11 protein-coding genes are annotated in these 13,386 nt (G+C 73.1%); 8 read left to right on the top strand and 3 right to left on the bottom strand.

What is annotated here, in order from left to right; genetic code table 11:
• The gene (locus AC069R_RS01875; RefSeq protein WP_478763660.1) at nucleotides 1–2,205 is read left to right on the top strand and encodes a bifunctional glycosyltransferase/CDP-glycerol:glycerophosphate glycerophosphotransferase; all 2,205 of its coding nucleotides are present in this window, start codon (nucleotides 1–3) and stop codon (nucleotides 2,203–2,205) included.
• Between the two features lie 76 nt (nucleotides 2,206–2,281).
• Here AC069R_RS01875 and AC069R_RS01880 read toward each other — a convergent pair whose 3' ends face one another.
• Nucleotides 2,282–2,695 (bottom strand): organic hydroperoxide resistance protein, encoded by a 414-nt coding sequence (locus AC069R_RS01880; protein ID WP_397985687.1) that lies wholly within the window; start codon nucleotides 2,693–2,695, stop codon nucleotides 2,282–2,284.
• A 122-nt stretch (nucleotides 2,696–2,817) separates the two neighbouring features.
• On the opposite strand from AC069R_RS01880, the gene AC069R_RS01885 reads away from it, so the two are divergent.
• Nucleotides 2,818–3,303 (top strand): MarR family winged helix-turn-helix transcriptional regulator, encoded by a 486-nt coding sequence (locus tag AC069R_RS01885; protein ID WP_478763661.1) that lies wholly within the window; start codon nucleotides 2,818–2,820, stop codon nucleotides 3,301–3,303.
• Here AC069R_RS01885 and AC069R_RS01890 read toward each other — a convergent pair.
• Complete coding sequence (locus AC069R_RS01890) at nucleotides 3,248–5,221, bottom strand: glycosyltransferase family 39 protein (RefSeq protein WP_478763697.1); 1,974 nt, start codon at nucleotides 5,219–5,221, stop codon at nucleotides 3,248–3,250. The genes AC069R_RS01885 and AC069R_RS01890 overlap by 56 nt on opposite strands.
• Nucleotides 5,222–5,425: 204 nt before the next feature.
• On the opposite strand from AC069R_RS01890, the gene AC069R_RS01895 reads away from it, so the two are divergent.
• From AC069R_RS01895 to AC069R_RS01910, 4 genes are all read left to right on the top strand, one after another.
• Nucleotides 5,426–6,697: a glycosyltransferase 87 family protein gene (locus AC069R_RS01895; protein ID WP_478763662.1), complete on the top strand. Its 1,272-nt coding sequence runs from the start codon at nucleotides 5,426–5,428 to the stop codon at nucleotides 6,695–6,697.
• Between the two features lie 44 nt (nucleotides 6,698–6,741).
• The gene (locus AC069R_RS01900) at nucleotides 6,742–8,382 is read left to right on the top strand and encodes a glycosyltransferase family 2 protein (protein WP_478763698.1); all 1,641 of its coding nucleotides are present in this window, start codon (nucleotides 6,742–6,744) and stop codon (nucleotides 8,380–8,382) included.
• 108 nt (nucleotides 8,383–8,490) lie between these two features.
• Nucleotides 8,491–9,486, top strand: a complete 996-nt coding sequence (gene galE / locus AC069R_RS01905) for a UDP-glucose 4-epimerase GalE (protein ID WP_478763663.1) — start codon at nucleotides 8,491–8,493, stop codon at nucleotides 9,484–9,486.
• Nucleotides 9,487–9,592: 106 nt separating this feature from the next.
• Complete coding sequence (locus AC069R_RS01910) at nucleotides 9,593–10,534, top strand: ADP-ribosylglycohydrolase family protein (RefSeq protein WP_478763664.1); 942 nt, start codon at nucleotides 9,593–9,595, stop codon at nucleotides 10,532–10,534.
• A 42-nt stretch (nucleotides 10,535–10,576) separates the two neighbouring features.
• Here AC069R_RS01910 and AC069R_RS01915 read toward each other — a convergent pair whose 3' ends face one another.
• A complete protein-coding gene (locus AC069R_RS01915) occupies nucleotides 10,577–11,215 on the bottom strand; it encodes a TetR/AcrR family transcriptional regulator (RefSeq protein WP_478763665.1) in 639 nt (212 codons plus the stop codon).
• 208 nt (nucleotides 11,216–11,423) lie between these two features.
• Between AC069R_RS01915 and AC069R_RS01920 the strand changes: the two genes are divergently transcribed.
• Nucleotides 11,424–12,335, top strand: coding sequence for an ABC transporter permease (locus tag AC069R_RS01920; protein WP_478763666.1), 912 nt, complete (start codon nucleotides 11,424–11,426; stop codon nucleotides 12,333–12,335).
• A 55-nt stretch (nucleotides 12,336–12,390) separates the two neighbouring features.
• Nucleotides 12,391–13,206 carry an ABC transporter ATP-binding protein gene (locus AC069R_RS01925; RefSeq protein ID WP_478763700.1) on the top strand — a complete coding sequence of 272 codons (816 nt, stop codon included), beginning with the start codon at nucleotides 12,391–12,393 and terminating at the stop codon, nucleotides 13,204–13,206.
• Nucleotides 13,207–13,386 lie beyond the last annotated feature (180 nt).

A 13,386-nucleotide genomic window follows, 5' to 3' on the forward strand; every position in this document is an offset into this window, starting at 1 on the left:
GTGCCCCGCTTCAGTGTGATCGTGCCCTGCTTCAAGGTGCAGGCGTACCTGCGCGAATGCCTGGACTCGGTGCTGGGGCAGTCGTACCGGGACCTGGAGGTGATCGCCGTGGACGACCGCTCGCCGGACGACTGCGGGGCGATCCTCGACGAGTACGCCGCCCGCGACCGGCGGGTGAAGGTGCTGCACCTGCCGGAGAACGTGGGCCTCGGGCGGGCCCGCAACGCCGGGCTGCCGCACGCCACCGGGGACTACCTGTTCTTCCTGGACAGCGACGACACCCTCACGCCGGGCGCGCTCGCGGCGATCGCCGGGCGACTGGCGGAGAGCGGCGACCCGGACGTGCTGGTGTTCGACTACGCGCGTACCTACTGGTGGGGCGGCACCCGGCGCAACGCGCTCGCGGAGGTGCTCGCCGAGGCCGGCCCGGACACCTTCACGGCGGCCGGGTACCCGCGGATCCTGGACCTGCTGATGGTGGTGTGGAACAAGGTCTACCGGCGGGAGTTCGTCGCGGCACGCGGCTTCGCCTTCCCGCCGGGCTACTACGAGGACACGCCCTGGACCTTCCCGGTCATGCTCAGCGCCGGGCGGATCGCCGCGCTGGACCGGATCTGCCTCGACTACCGCCAGCGCAGGCAGGGCAACATCCTGTCCACCACCAGCCGCAAGCACTTCGACGTCCACGACCAGTACGAGCGCGTCTTCGCCTTCCTGGACGAGCATCCCGAACTCGACGCCTGGCGGCCCTACCTGCACCGCAAGATGGGCGAGCACTGCCTGGACATCCTGGCCAAGCCGGACCGGCTGCCGCCCGCCGACAAGGCCGAGTTCTTCCGCCGTACGGCGGACCTGTTCCGCCGGCTGAAGCCCGAGGGCGCCCAAGTGAGCGGCGAGGTCGCCGTGTTGGAGGGAAGCTGGGCGGCCTACCGGCTGCGGCGGCAGGCGGGCCGGGCCGCGCGGGAGGCGGCCCGGCGGGCGGGCGCGGCACGGCGCGCGGCGGCCGGGCGGGCCCGCACCGGCTGGGCCGCGCTGCACGCCCGCCGCCCGCTGGACCCCGAGCTGGTGGTGTACTCGTCGTCCGCGCACCGGGGGCTGCTCGGCGACCCGGCGGCCGTCTACCGCGCGGCCCAGCGGATCGCTCCGCAGCTGCGCGGGGTGTGGGTGGTGCGGGACGCGGAGACGGCGGCGGGCCTGCCGCCGGACGTGGAGCATGTGATCGCGGGCACCCGGCGCTGCGCGGAGGTCCTGGCGCGGGCCGCGTACCTGGTGAACGACGTGCCGTGGACCGGCGTCCCGGCCAAGCGGCCCGGCAGTGTGCACATCCACACCCATCAGGGCACCCCGCTGAAGTACCTCGGCGCCGATCTGCTGGACAAGCCGGGCGCGCGGCTCGGCGTGGACGTGCCGCAGCTGCTGCGCCGCGCCGACCGCTGGGACCACAGCCTGGTCGCGAGCCGCTACGCGGAGCTGGTGTACGAGCGGGCCTACCCCTGCCACTTCGCCCCGGCGCGCACCGGCAGCCCGCGCAACGACGTGCTGGTCAACGGCGGTTCGAGCGACTTCCGGGCACGGCACGGCATCCCCGGGGACCACACGGTGGTGCTGTACGCGCCGACCCGCCGGGACTACCGCAGGGGCGGGCACGTGGACCGGATCGACCTGGCCCGCCTCGCGGCCGACCTCGGCGAGGGCCACACGCTGGTGGTCCGGCTGCATCCCGCGCTGGCGACCGGGTTCGCCCGCGGTCTGGGCCTCACGGAGCTGGCCCGGCGCGGTGTCGTGGTCGACGCGACGGACGAGCCCCAGCTGGCGGACGTGCTGCTCGCGGCGGACGCGCTGATCACCGACTACTCGTCCGTGATGTTCGACTACGCCAACCTGGACCGGCCGATCGTGATCCACGCCGACGACTGGGAGGTCTTCCGCCAGACCCGCGGCACCTACTTCGACCTGCCGGCCGATCCCCCTGGCCATGTCGCTTATTCCTACGACGAGTTGAACCGTCTGTTCACCTCGGGCGACTGGCGGAACGAGGAGTCGGCCCGCCTCCGCTCCCGCTTCCGCACCCGCTACTGCGCATACGAAGACGGCCGAGCCGCCGCCCGCGTCGTCCACACCCTCCTGCTGAACGAGCCACTGCCGGACCCGGTCCGACTGCCGGAACAGGCGACGACGGGACGGGATGCGCTGACATCGGCGTGAGCGTCGTACGGCCGGAGGGGAAACGCTGTGCCGGCCGGTGGCGGGGAGCCACTGGCCGGCACGGCGGCTGCCCGGCTTACTCGACGACGAGGTCGACCTCGATGTTGCCGCGGGTGGCGTTGGAGTAGGGGCAGACCTGGTGGGCGGCCTCGACCAGCTTGCGGCCGGTCTCGCGGTCCACGGTCTCCGGCAGTTCGACGCGCAGGGTGACCTTCAGGCCGAAGCCCTCGCCCTCCTTGCCGATGCCGACCTCGGCGGTGACGGCGGCGTCGGTGACGTCCACCTTCTCCCGGCGGCCGACGACACCGAGGGCGCCGCCGAAGCAGGCGGCGTAACCGGCGGCGAACAGCTGCTCGGGGTTGGTGCCCTCGCCGTTGCCGCCCAGCTCCACCGGCGGGGCCAGCTTGACGTCGACCTTGCCGTCGGAGGAGACGGCACGGCCCTCACGGCCGTGGGTGGCGGTGGCGACGGCGGTGTAGAGCGCGTCCATGACGAACCATCCCTCTCGATGTGTCCTGCGTGGGTGGGGCTTGCTTGCGTTCCCGCCCACAAGTGAAGCACACAATTAAGTTGCCCACAACCAAATGCCGGACGAGGAGCTACCCTGGACCCATGACCGCTTCTCCCGCCGGGTCCGAGACGGACTGGCTCCGCCTGGACAACCAGATCTGCTTCTCGCTGCACGCCGCGTCCCGCGCCTTCAACGGCGTCTACCGCGTGATCCTCAAGGACCTCGGCCTCACCTATCCGCAGTACCTGGTGATGCTGGTGCTGTGGGAGCAGGGCGACCTGCCGGTCAAGAAGCTCGGCGAACAGCTGCGGCTCGACTCCGGCACACTGTCCCCGCTGGTCAAGCGGCTGGAGGCGGCGGGCCTGGTGCGCCGGGAGCGCAGCGTCGAGGACGAGCGCTCGGTGCGGGTCCTGCTCACCGAGGAGGGCACGGCCCTGCGCGAGCGGGCCCTCGCGGTACCGCGCCGCGTCATGCGCTCCACCGGCTTCGACCGCGCCGAGATCGCCGACCTGCGCGCCCGCCTCGACCGGCTCACCAGCGCACTGGACGCGGCGGCGGCGACGGAGGCCGGGAGCCCGCGGGACTGACGGGCCGTACATAGAGCCGTACGACGGTCCGCCCGCGCACGGCCTCGCCGCGCACCGTGAACTCCTGCTGGAGCACGGCGAGTTTGGCCCGCTCACCGGGGTCGCGCGGGGTCCACCGCCCCGCCAGCACGGCCCGGTCGGCGACGACCCACACCCGCTGGACCCCGGCCACCCGTTGCCGCACCCGTGCGGCGGGGACCTCCACCCCGTACAGGGTCCCGGACACGTCCCCGGCCCGCGCGAGCGCGAGATCCCGCGTCCCGCGGAACGCCGCCGGGTACGCCAGCTCGGTGTTGCGCGTGTACGCCGGCAGGTACAGCACCGCGTCCCCCTTGCGTACCCCGTGCGCCGCCGCCCGCGCGATCGCCGCGAGGTCGTCCGGACGCCGGGCGGGGTCCCGGTCCTGCCGGAGGAGGGAGAACTGCTGGAGGGGGACGAGGGCGAGGGCGAGGAGGCCGAGAGCGCCGAGAAGGGTGGCGGGGGCGGGCACCGGGAGGCGCGCCGGGTGCGGCTCGGGCCGGCGCTCGGGGCGACGGCTTCGCGACCGGGCGGCGGGGACCATGCGGGCCGCCCCTCCCACCACCGGGCGGCGGCTTCCCGACCAGGAGGCGGGGACCATGCGGGCCGCCCCTCCCACCACCGGGCGGCGGCTTCCCGACCAGGAGGCGGGGACCATGCGGGCCGCCCCTCCCGCCACCGGACGGCGGCTTCGCGACCAGACGGCGGTGAGCAGGCGGCCAGCGCCTCCCGCCGACAGGCGGCGGCTTCGCGACCGGACGGCGGGCAGCAGGTAACCCACACCTCCCACCACCGGGCGGCAGCTTCGCGACCGGGCGGCGGTGAGCAGGCAGCCCACTCCGCCGGCCACCGGACGGCGGCTTCGTGACCGGGCAGCGGTGACCAGGCGGGCCGCCCCTTCCGCCACCCAGTCCGCACCGCCGGCCACCAGCAGCGGCGCCCCCGCCAGCGCGTACAGCACGTACCGGTCGACGTACAGCGGTGGCGAGGACTGCGAGACCAGCATCAGCACGGCCGGCGGCACCACCGCCAGCGGCGCCGCCACCCCCGCGAGCGCCACCTTCCCCCTGCGCCCGGCCACCCTCGTGAGCGCCACCTTCCCCGTCCGCCCGGCCACCCCCGCCTTCCCCGCCTTCCCCCTCCGCCCGGCCGCCCCCGCCATCTCCGCCGCCCCCGCCAGCAGGCCCGCCGCCGCGAGCCCCAGGCAGACCCAGTAGACCCCCTCCGAGGCGCCGAAGAACTGCCGCGCCAGGCCCGCCACCGTCTCCGCCGTCGGCCTGCGCAGCCACGCCACCTGCGCCGCCTGCGCCCGCGACTCCGCCACCATCGGCAGCAGACCGACCAGGACCGCCCCGGCCGCGCAGCCCCACCCCCGCCACACCCGCCCCCGCACGCGGGCCAGCGCCAGCGTCAGCGCGTGGGCCGGCACCACCAGCACCGCGAACTCGTGCAGCCAGCAGGTGACGCCGAGGACGAGGCCGTACCCCCACCATCCGCCGCGCTCCACCGCGCGCAGGAGCAGCAGCGTCGCCCCCATCACCCCGGCCGCGACCAGCGCGTAGGAGCGGCCCTCCTGCGCGTAGTGGCCGACCATCGGGTTCACGGCGTACAGCAGCCCCGCCCACAGGCCCACCCGCGGCCCCGCCAGCCGCGCCCCCGCCTCGGCCACCAGGGCCGCCGTCACCACCGCCCCGGCCACCGACGGCAGGCGCAGCGTCACCTCGTCGGCGTGCACGGCGAGCACGGCGTGCATGAGGACGTAGTACAGCCCGTGCACCGCGTCGACGCCGTGCACGAGCCGCCAGATCTGCGGCACGGTACGCCGCGCGACCTGGAAGGTGACCGCCTCGTCCCGCCACATGCCGCCCCGGTCCAGCCCGCACAGGCCGAGCATCAGCATCACCGCCGCGGGTACCCCGACCACGGCCCCGCGCCGCCCCCGCGCTCCGGGCGGCTTCCGCGACGGCGCTGGCACGGTTTCCACAGCATCCACAGGGAGCCCGACGTTCACCACGGCCCGATCTTTTGCGATGACACGATGTTTGCGGGTGATTGCGGCGTATCGCCGCTGATACTCCATCCACCCGGCTTAGGCTCCAACGCGATGAAGCGTCTCCGTGTCACCCCCGGCCCGGTCCCCCGGCTCACCGTCTGCTGGCTCGCCACCCGTGCGTCGATGCTGTGGCTGCTCGCGCACGACAGTTCGCCGCTGCTCAGCGGCGGTTCGGTGGCGCGCGAGGTGGGTCGGTTGTACGTCCACTGGTACGGCGTGCTCGAACAGGGGTCCTACCCGGTGCACGACACGCTGTGGCAGTACCCGCCGGGCGCGGGCGCGGTGCTGCTGGCGCCGGGGCTGCTGCCGGGGCTGTCGTACGTCCAGGCGTTCGTGACGCTCACGCTGCTCGCGGACGCACTGATCGCGGGGGCGCTGGTGCGCGCGGGGCGCGGGCCGGGGCGCAGCCTGCTCGGCGCGGCGCTGTGGACGGGCGGCCTGCCGCTGCTGCTGCACCTGCCGCTCGCGCGCTACGACGTCCAGGTCACCGCCCTCGCCGTGCTCTCTCTGCTGGCGCTGGCGCGCTCCCCGCGCGCGGGCGGGGTGCTCGGGGCGCTCGGCGCGCTGGTGAAGGGCTGGCCCGCGCTGGTGCTGCTGGGCACGCCCCGCGGGGCGGCGACGCGCAGCGCGTGGACGTGGGCGGCGGCTGCCGGGACCGTCGTCCTGGGGCTGCTGTCCGTCGCGTTCCGGCATCCGCTGTCCTTCCTGGCGGAGCAGGGCGGGCGCGGGGTGCAGATCGAGTCGCTGGGCGGTACGGCGCTCAACCTCGCCCGGCACGCGGGCTGGCCGGGGCGGCCCCACTACCAGTACGGCGCCATCGAACTGGTGGGCCCGTACGTGCCCGTCGTCGCCGCCGCGTCCCTCGCGCTGACGGCACTCGCCTTCGGGCTGCTGGTGCTGTGGCGGGTGCGGGCGCGGCGCTGGACCGGGGCGACACCGGCCGACGCGGCGCTGTGCGCGGTGCTGCTGTTCACGGTGACCAGCCGGGTGATCAGCCCGCAGTACATGGTCTGGCTGCTCGGGCTCGCCGCGGTGTGCCTGGTCTCGCGGCACACCGGCCAGCGCCCGGTGGCGGTGCTGGTGCTGGCGGCGTCCGCGCTGAGCACGGTGGTGTATCCGCTGTGCTACGGGCAGGTGATCGGGGGCAGTTGGGCCGGCTGCCTGCTGATGCTGGGCCGCAACGGGCTGCTGACCGCCGCGGCGGTGCTGTCCTTCGTCCGGCTGTGGCGGGCCACCGGCGCGGCGAAGGTAAAGGGTGAGCAAAGGGCACAACCCCGTCTCGATTCCGACCGTCTACCAGACCGAACACTAAGCCTCTCTTAACGGGGTATTACCGAATATTTCTACGCTCCCGGCCTGTGGACTCCATGCTTCCCGACTCGCCCGCCCAGTCAGCGAACACACAGACCCGACAGAGAGCGCGGCGCACCGGCTCTGTCGGTGTCGTCGTGATCGGCTACAACGATCGTGCCCACGTGGCCGACGCGGTCCGTTCGGCGCTCGCACAGGGACCCGCGGTCGCGGAGGTCGTCGCGGTCGACGACCATTCCACGGACGGCAGCGCCGAGTTGCTCGACCGGATGGCCGCCGCCGACGACCGGCTGCGGGTGATCCGGCGGGACGAGACCAGCGGTGGCTGCGGCAGCCCGCGCAACACCGGGATCGACGCGGTGACGGCGCCGTACGTGATGTTCCTGGACAGCGACGACGTGCTGCCGCCGGGTGCGGTGGACGCGCTGCTGGCCGCCGCCGAGGGGGCGGGGGCCGCGGTGGCGAGCGGGCTGTGCGTGCGCCGGGAGCTGCCCTCGGGGCGTGAACAGCCCTGGCAAAAGCCCCTGTACACGGCGCACTCCGTCCTCGCGCGCCCCGCCGAGCGCCTGAGCCTGGTCCACGACACGCTGTGCGTCAACAAGCTGTACCGCACCGACTTCCTGCGCGAGCACGGCATCCGCTTCCCCGAAGGCCGCTTCCTCTACGAGGACTTCGTCTTCACCGCCCGCGTCCTGGCCGGTGACCCGCGCATCGCGCTGGTGCCGGACCGGGTCTACGTCTGGCATGTGCGCCGCGCCGCCGAGCGGCTGTCGCTCTCCCTGGACCGGGGGCACATCGACAACTGGCAGGCGCGCACGCGGGCGTGCGCGCTGGCGTACGACATTCTGCTGGCCGCCGGCCAGAAGGAGCTGGCGCGGGCGGCGCGGGCCAAGTTCCTCGACCACGACGTGCGGATGTACGCGCGGGAGCTGGGCTTGCGCGACGCGGAGTACCGGCGCGCGTGGTGGACGCACACCCGTGAGTATCTCGGGCGCTACGACGCCGCCGACTGGGAGCAGGACCCAGCCGCCCCCGGCCGGCTGCTGGGCCGGCTGCTCCTGGCGTCGCCCGAGCCGCGCGACCTGCCCCGGCTGCGGGACCTCGCCGCGCGTCCGGGCCGGCTGCTGCCGCCGTACGCCCGCACCCCGGACGGCACCCCGGTCTGGTCGCAGGACCTCCCCGAGGTGTCCCTCGCCGCCTTCCTGACCAGCCCCGTCGAGGCGCTCCCGCTCGCGCTGGACGCGGAGGTGCGGCCACGCGCGGGCACCGGGACCCTCACGCTGCGCCTGCACGAGCTGTACGGCAGGGTGGCCGAGGCGGGGCCGCGCGAGCTGGACGTGCGCTGGGACGCGCGGGACGACGCGCGGACCCGGCGGCGCGCGACGGCCGCCCTCGTCCCCGCGGGCCCGGACCTCTGGTCGGCCGAGCTGCCCCTCGATGTCGGCGCGCTCGGCGAGGGCGTCTGGGACCTGCGGCTGACCGTGCACTTCGCGGACGGCGCGGAGCGCGAGGTCACGGCGGCCGCCCGCGCGGGCGCGGGGCGGCTGCGCCGGCGTGTCGTGCCCGACCTGCGGCACGGCGCGCTGCTCGTACAGCCGTACGCGACGCACTCCGGCGCGCTGGCGCTGCGCGTGGCGACGGGGGTGTCCGGGCTCGTCCGGATACTGCGCGGACGCCTGCGGCGGCTGCTGCGCTGACGCCGCGGGCCGCTTGCTCGTACTGTGTCGGGGGCTCTTGGCCGTACCGGGAGCCGCTGGGCCGTCTGGAACTACTGGGTCTGGAACGAGACCGGGAAGAGAATCAACGTGTCTGTCCTCATCGCCGGTGGAGCGGGTTACATCGGAAGCACCGTCGCGTCGGCCTGTCTGGACGCGGGGATCACCCCGGTGATCCTCGACAGCCTGGTCCGCGGGCGCGCCGAGTTCACCGGGGGGCGGGTCTTCTACGAGGGCGACATCGCGGACGGCGCCCTGGTGGACCGGATCTTCGCCGAGCACCCGGACATCTCCGCGGTGGTGCACTGCGCGGCGCTGATCGTGGTGCCGGAGTCGGTGGCGGACCCGATCGGGTACTACGAGGCGAACGTCACCAAGAGCCTGGCGTTCGTGAAGCATCTGCGCCGCAACGGGTGCGACCGGCTCGTCTTCAGCAGTTCGGCCTCCATCTACCGGGCGGAGGACGGCTCGCCGGTCACCGAGGACTCGCCGCTGGCGCCGCAGAGTCCGTACGCCCGGACCAAGGCGGTGTGCGAGGAGATGTTCGCCGACATCGCGGCGGCCGGGGAGATGCGGGTGCTGTCCCTGCGGTACTTCAATCCCATCGGCGCCGACCCGCTGCTGCGTACCGGCCTCCAGCTCAAGCGGCCCAGCCATGCGCTGGGGATGCTGATCCGGGCGCACCAGGCGGGTACGCCGTTCCCGGTGACCGGGGTGAACTACCCGACCCGCGACGGCACGGGCATCCGCGACTACGTGCACGTCTGGGACCTGGCCGCGGCCCACATCGCGGCGATCGAGCGGTTCGACTCCATCCTCACCGCGTCCGCGCCGTCGATCGCGATCAATCTGGGCACGGGGTCCGGCACCACGGTCCGCGAGCTGTGCGCGGCCTTCAACAACGTCGTGAGCACACCGCTGGCCACGGTCGACGCGGATCCCCGGCCGGGTGACGTGGCCGGTGGCTACACCACGAGCGACCGCGCGGCACGCCTGCTGGGCTGGACCCCGAAACTCTCCCTGGAAGAGGGCATCCGCTCGGCCCTGGAGTGGATTCCGGTCCGGGACAAGCTGCTGAAGGACTGATCGGATTCCACCGCGGGGGCACGGCTCGGACCACCGGGCGCGGGTACATCGCGGCTGTTCACGCAGTTCCCCGCGCCCGCGCCCCCGAGGGAACTACCCTGAGCCGATGACTCTGGGTCGTCCCTCCGCCGTCGACCGAGCCGTCGGCGCCGTCGTCGGTTCCGCCGTCGGCGATGCGCTCGGCGCACCGTTCGAGTTCGGGCCCGAGGGCGCCTTCTCGGATCGCTTTCCGACCGCGGGTGACGAGATGCGCGGCGGTGGCGGCTGGGACCCCGGAGAGGCCACCGACGACACGCAGCTGGCCGTACTCGCCGGCGAATCCCTCCTGGAGCGCGGTGGACTCGACCTCCCCGACGTCTTCCGGCGTTTCCAGCGCTGGGCCGCGGCCGAGCCCAAGGACATCGGGTTGCAGACGGAGGCGGTGCTGACCGGCGGGCACCCCTGGGACACCGCCGCGGCCCTGCACTTCCGGAGCAATCAGCGCGCCGCCGGGAACGGCGCGTTGATGCGGGCCGCCCCCTCCGCCGTGTACTTCGCGCAGCGCGGCCGTACCGCCACCCTCGACGCCGCCCGCCGTCTCTCCGCCCTGACCCACGGCGATCCCGCCGCCGGCGAGGGCACCGCGGTGCTGCACGAGCTGATCCGGGTCGCGCTGGCCGGCGGGGACCCGCTGGACGCCGTACCGGAGGCGCTCGCCGCGGTGCGGGCCGGTCAGCGTGAGCGGTTCGCGGTGGTGCTCGCGCCCGGCTGGCACCCGGACGAGGCGACCGAGTTCAACGGCGCGGTGTGGCCCTGCCTGGGGTCCGCCGTGTGGGCGCTGCGGACGACGGCGTCGTACGAGGCGGCCGTGCGCGCGGCCGTGGACCTGGGCGGCGACACGGACACCGTGGCGGCGGTCACCGGGGCGCTGGCGGGTGCCGTGTACGGGATCGGGGCCGTGCCGAAGCGGTGGACGCGTGTCCTGCACGTGCCGCTCCCCGGCTTCGGCGGGCGGGTACTGCGGGCACCGGAGCTGGCCGTCCTCGCCCGCCGCCTCATCTCGCCCTGAAACATCGCACCCAGCCTCGCGCCTGGCTGCGCCCGAGCCGCCTCACAGCGCCTTGAGCGCCCCCGCCGTAGCCCGTGCCAGTTTCTCCAGGTAGCCCTTCGGTGGCTTCGGGGAGCGGATGACCACCGAGCGCCAGTACAGCGGTCCGGAGATGAGGTCGAGGGCGAGGTCGGGGTCCAGGTCGGGGCTCAGCTCGCCGCGCGCCGTCGCCGCCGCGATGACCTTGCTGGCCACGCCCTCCTGACCGTCGCGCAGGGCCTTCTGGAACGCCTCCGCGATATCGGGGTTGCGGGCCGCCTCCGCCTGGAGGTCGGGGATGATCTGGGAGGCGACGGGGTGGCGCAGCGCCCGCGAGGTCACCTCGTAGAGCAGCCGCAGATCGCCCTCCAGGGAGCCCGTGTCCGGCACCGGCAGGCCGAGGACCGCCATCGCGGAGACCACGTCGAGCACCAGGTGCAGCTTGGAGCGCCAGCGGCGGTACACCGCCGTCTTGCCGACCCCTGCCCGCCGCGCGATCCCCTCGATGCTCATGCGCGCGTAGCCGACCGCGGCCAGTTCCTCGAAGACGGCCGCCCGGATGGCTTCGGTCACATCCGGGCGCAGCACCGCGGCCCCGGCAGGGGTACGGCGGCGCGCGCGCTTGGCCGGTTCTTCTACGGGCCCGGCGGCGTTCGTGGTCATGGCAACCAGCATAGGGCGTTACGACGAAACGGTTGCGTTGCGGCGTCAATACGTTCTACGCTCACGTTGCGACGATACGGTCCCGTCCCGTCGTAAGAGTACGTGAAGAGAAACGTAAGGAAACGCCGGACGACGGGACCGGCCCGCCCCGGTTCCGGCCACAGTCGGAGCCGTGGCACCCCCCTCCCCCCGAGCGAAAGCAGCGGATGTGAGCCAGGTCCTCGACACACCGCCCCCGATCCAGGCCCCGGCCGACGACCTCAAGGCGCTGGCCGCCCGGCACGGCCTGTCGGTCAGCGGCGCCCGCCCCTCCCTGCCGGAGTACGTCCGCCAGCTGTGGGCCCGGCGCCACTTCATCACCGCCTTCGCCACCGCCAAGCTCACCGCGCAGTACAGCGAGGCGAAGCTGGGCCAGATCTGGCAGGTCATGACGCCGCTGCTGAACGCGGCGGTCTACTACTTCATCTTCGGCGTCCTGCTCGGCACCAAGAAGGGCGTCCCGGACTACATCCCCTTCCTGGTCACCGGCGTGTTCGTGTGGACGTTCACGCAGAGCTCGATCCAGGTCGGCACCCGCGCGATCTCCGGCAACCTCGGCCTGGTGCGCGCCCTGCACTTCCCGCGCGCCGCCCTGCCGATCTCCTTCTGCATCCAGCAGCTCCAGCAGCTGCTGTTCTCGATGGCCGCCCTGGTCGTCATCCTGCTCTGCTTCGGCGTGCCGGTCAGCGCCTCCTGGCTGCTGGTGATCCCCGCGCTGATCCTCCAGTTCACCTTCAACGCCGGCGTGGCGATGATCATGGCGCGCTGGGGTGCCAAGACCCCGGACATCGCCCAGCTGATGCCGTTCATCCTGCGCACCTGGATGTACGTGTCCGGCGTGATGTGGAGCATCGACAAGCTCACCAAGAACGACCACCTGCCGCACACCGTCACGGTCCTCCTCCAGACCAACCCGGCCGCGGTCTACATCGACCTCATGCGCTACGCGCTGATCGACAGCTTCCACGCCAAGCAGCTGCCCGCGCACGTGTGGCCGATCGCCCTCGGCTGGGCCGTGCTCGCCGGCGTCGGCGGCTTCGTCTACTTCTGGAAGGCCGAGGAGACGTACGGCCGTGGCTGAGCAGACCGAGCGCACCCAGCAGACCACCCATCAAACCCAGCAGACCGGGCAGACCATGCAGAGCGAGCGGATCCCCACCGTCGTCGCCGACAGCGTCGACATCGTCTACCGGATCAACGGCACCGGCTCGGGCCGCGGCTCCGCCACCGCCGCCCTCAACCGCATCATGCGCCGCAAGCAGGCCGAGAAGGCCGCCGGCGTGCGCCGGGTGCACGCGGTGAGGAACGTGTCGTTCGTCGCCTACAAGGGCGAGGCGATCGGCCTCATCGGCACCAACGGCTCCGGCAAGTCCACCCTGCTCAAGGCCGTCGCCGGCCTGCTGCCGGTGGAGAACGGCCACATCTACACCCACGGCCAGCCCTCCCTCCTCGGCGTCAACGCGGCCCTGATGAACGACCTGACCGGCGAGCGCAACGTCTACCTCGGCGGCCTCGCCATGGGCATGTCCCGCGAGCAGATCAAGGAGCGCTACCAGGACATCGTCGACTTCTCCGGGATCAACGAGAAGGGCGACTTCATCACCCTGCCGATGCGCACCTACTCCTCCGGCATGGCCGCCCGGCTGCGTTTCTCCATCGCCGCCGCCAAGGACCACGACGTCCTCCTCATCGACGAGGCGCTGGCCACCGGCGACCGCAGGTTCCAGGTGCGCTCGGAGGAGCGGATCCGCGAGCTGCGCGAGACGGCCGGCACCGTCTTCCTGGTCAGCCACAACAACAACTCGATCCGCGACACCTGCGAGCGGACGCTATGGCTGGAGCGCGGCGAGCTGCGCCTGGACGGCCCCACCGAGGAGGTCCTCAAGGAGTACGAGGCCTTCACCGGCGACAAGTCGAACAAGAAGAATCCCGCCCCGAAGAAGGCCGCGTAACGCGCTCACAAACCCCTCACCACATGAAGGTGGCCGTGAGGGCAACCAGGGACCCGGAACGTCTGTCTAACTGCCGGGTCCCCTTCTTCTTACCCCGAACGTGGTCATCCCTTTCATCCGCTTGATGACAGTATGTTATGAAGGGTGATCCTCCACCGACGAGCCGAAGGAGTCCATCGC

This window comes from Streptomyces sp. NPDC043952 (assembly GCF_056435325.1).

What these genes read in the sequence shown, in the direction of transcription:
- AC069R_RS01890 (WP_478763697.1), bottom strand. Translation starts at nt 5,221, where the DNA reads ATGCTGATGCTCGGCCTGTGCGGGCTGGACCGGGGCGGCATGTGGCGG.
- AC069R_RS01885 (WP_478763661.1), top strand. Translation starts at nt 2,818, where the DNA reads ATGACCGCTTCTCCCGCCGGGTCCGAGACGGACTGGCTCCGCCTGGAC.
- AC069R_RS01915 (WP_478763665.1), bottom strand. Translation starts at nt 11,215, where the DNA reads ATGACCACGAACGCCGCCGGGCCCGTAGAAGAACCGGCCAAGCGCGCG.
- AC069R_RS01910 (WP_478763664.1), top strand. Translation starts at nt 9,593, where the DNA reads ATGACTCTGGGTCGTCCCTCCGCCGTCGACCGAGCCGTCGGCGCCGTC.
- AC069R_RS01895 (WP_478763662.1), top strand. Translation starts at nt 5,426, where the DNA reads ATGAAGCGTCTCCGTGTCACCCCCGGCCCGGTCCCCCGGCTCACCGTC.
- AC069R_RS01880 (WP_397985687.1), bottom strand. Translation starts at nt 2,695, where the DNA reads ATGGACGCGCTCTACACCGCCGTCGCCACCGCCACCCACGGCCGTGAG.
- AC069R_RS01925 (WP_478763700.1), top strand. Translation starts at nt 12,391, where the DNA reads ATGCAGAGCGAGCGGATCCCCACCGTCGTCGCCGACAGCGTCGACATC.
- AC069R_RS01900 (WP_478763698.1), top strand. Translation starts at nt 6,742, where the DNA reads ATGCTTCCCGACTCGCCCGCCCAGTCAGCGAACACACAGACCCGACAG.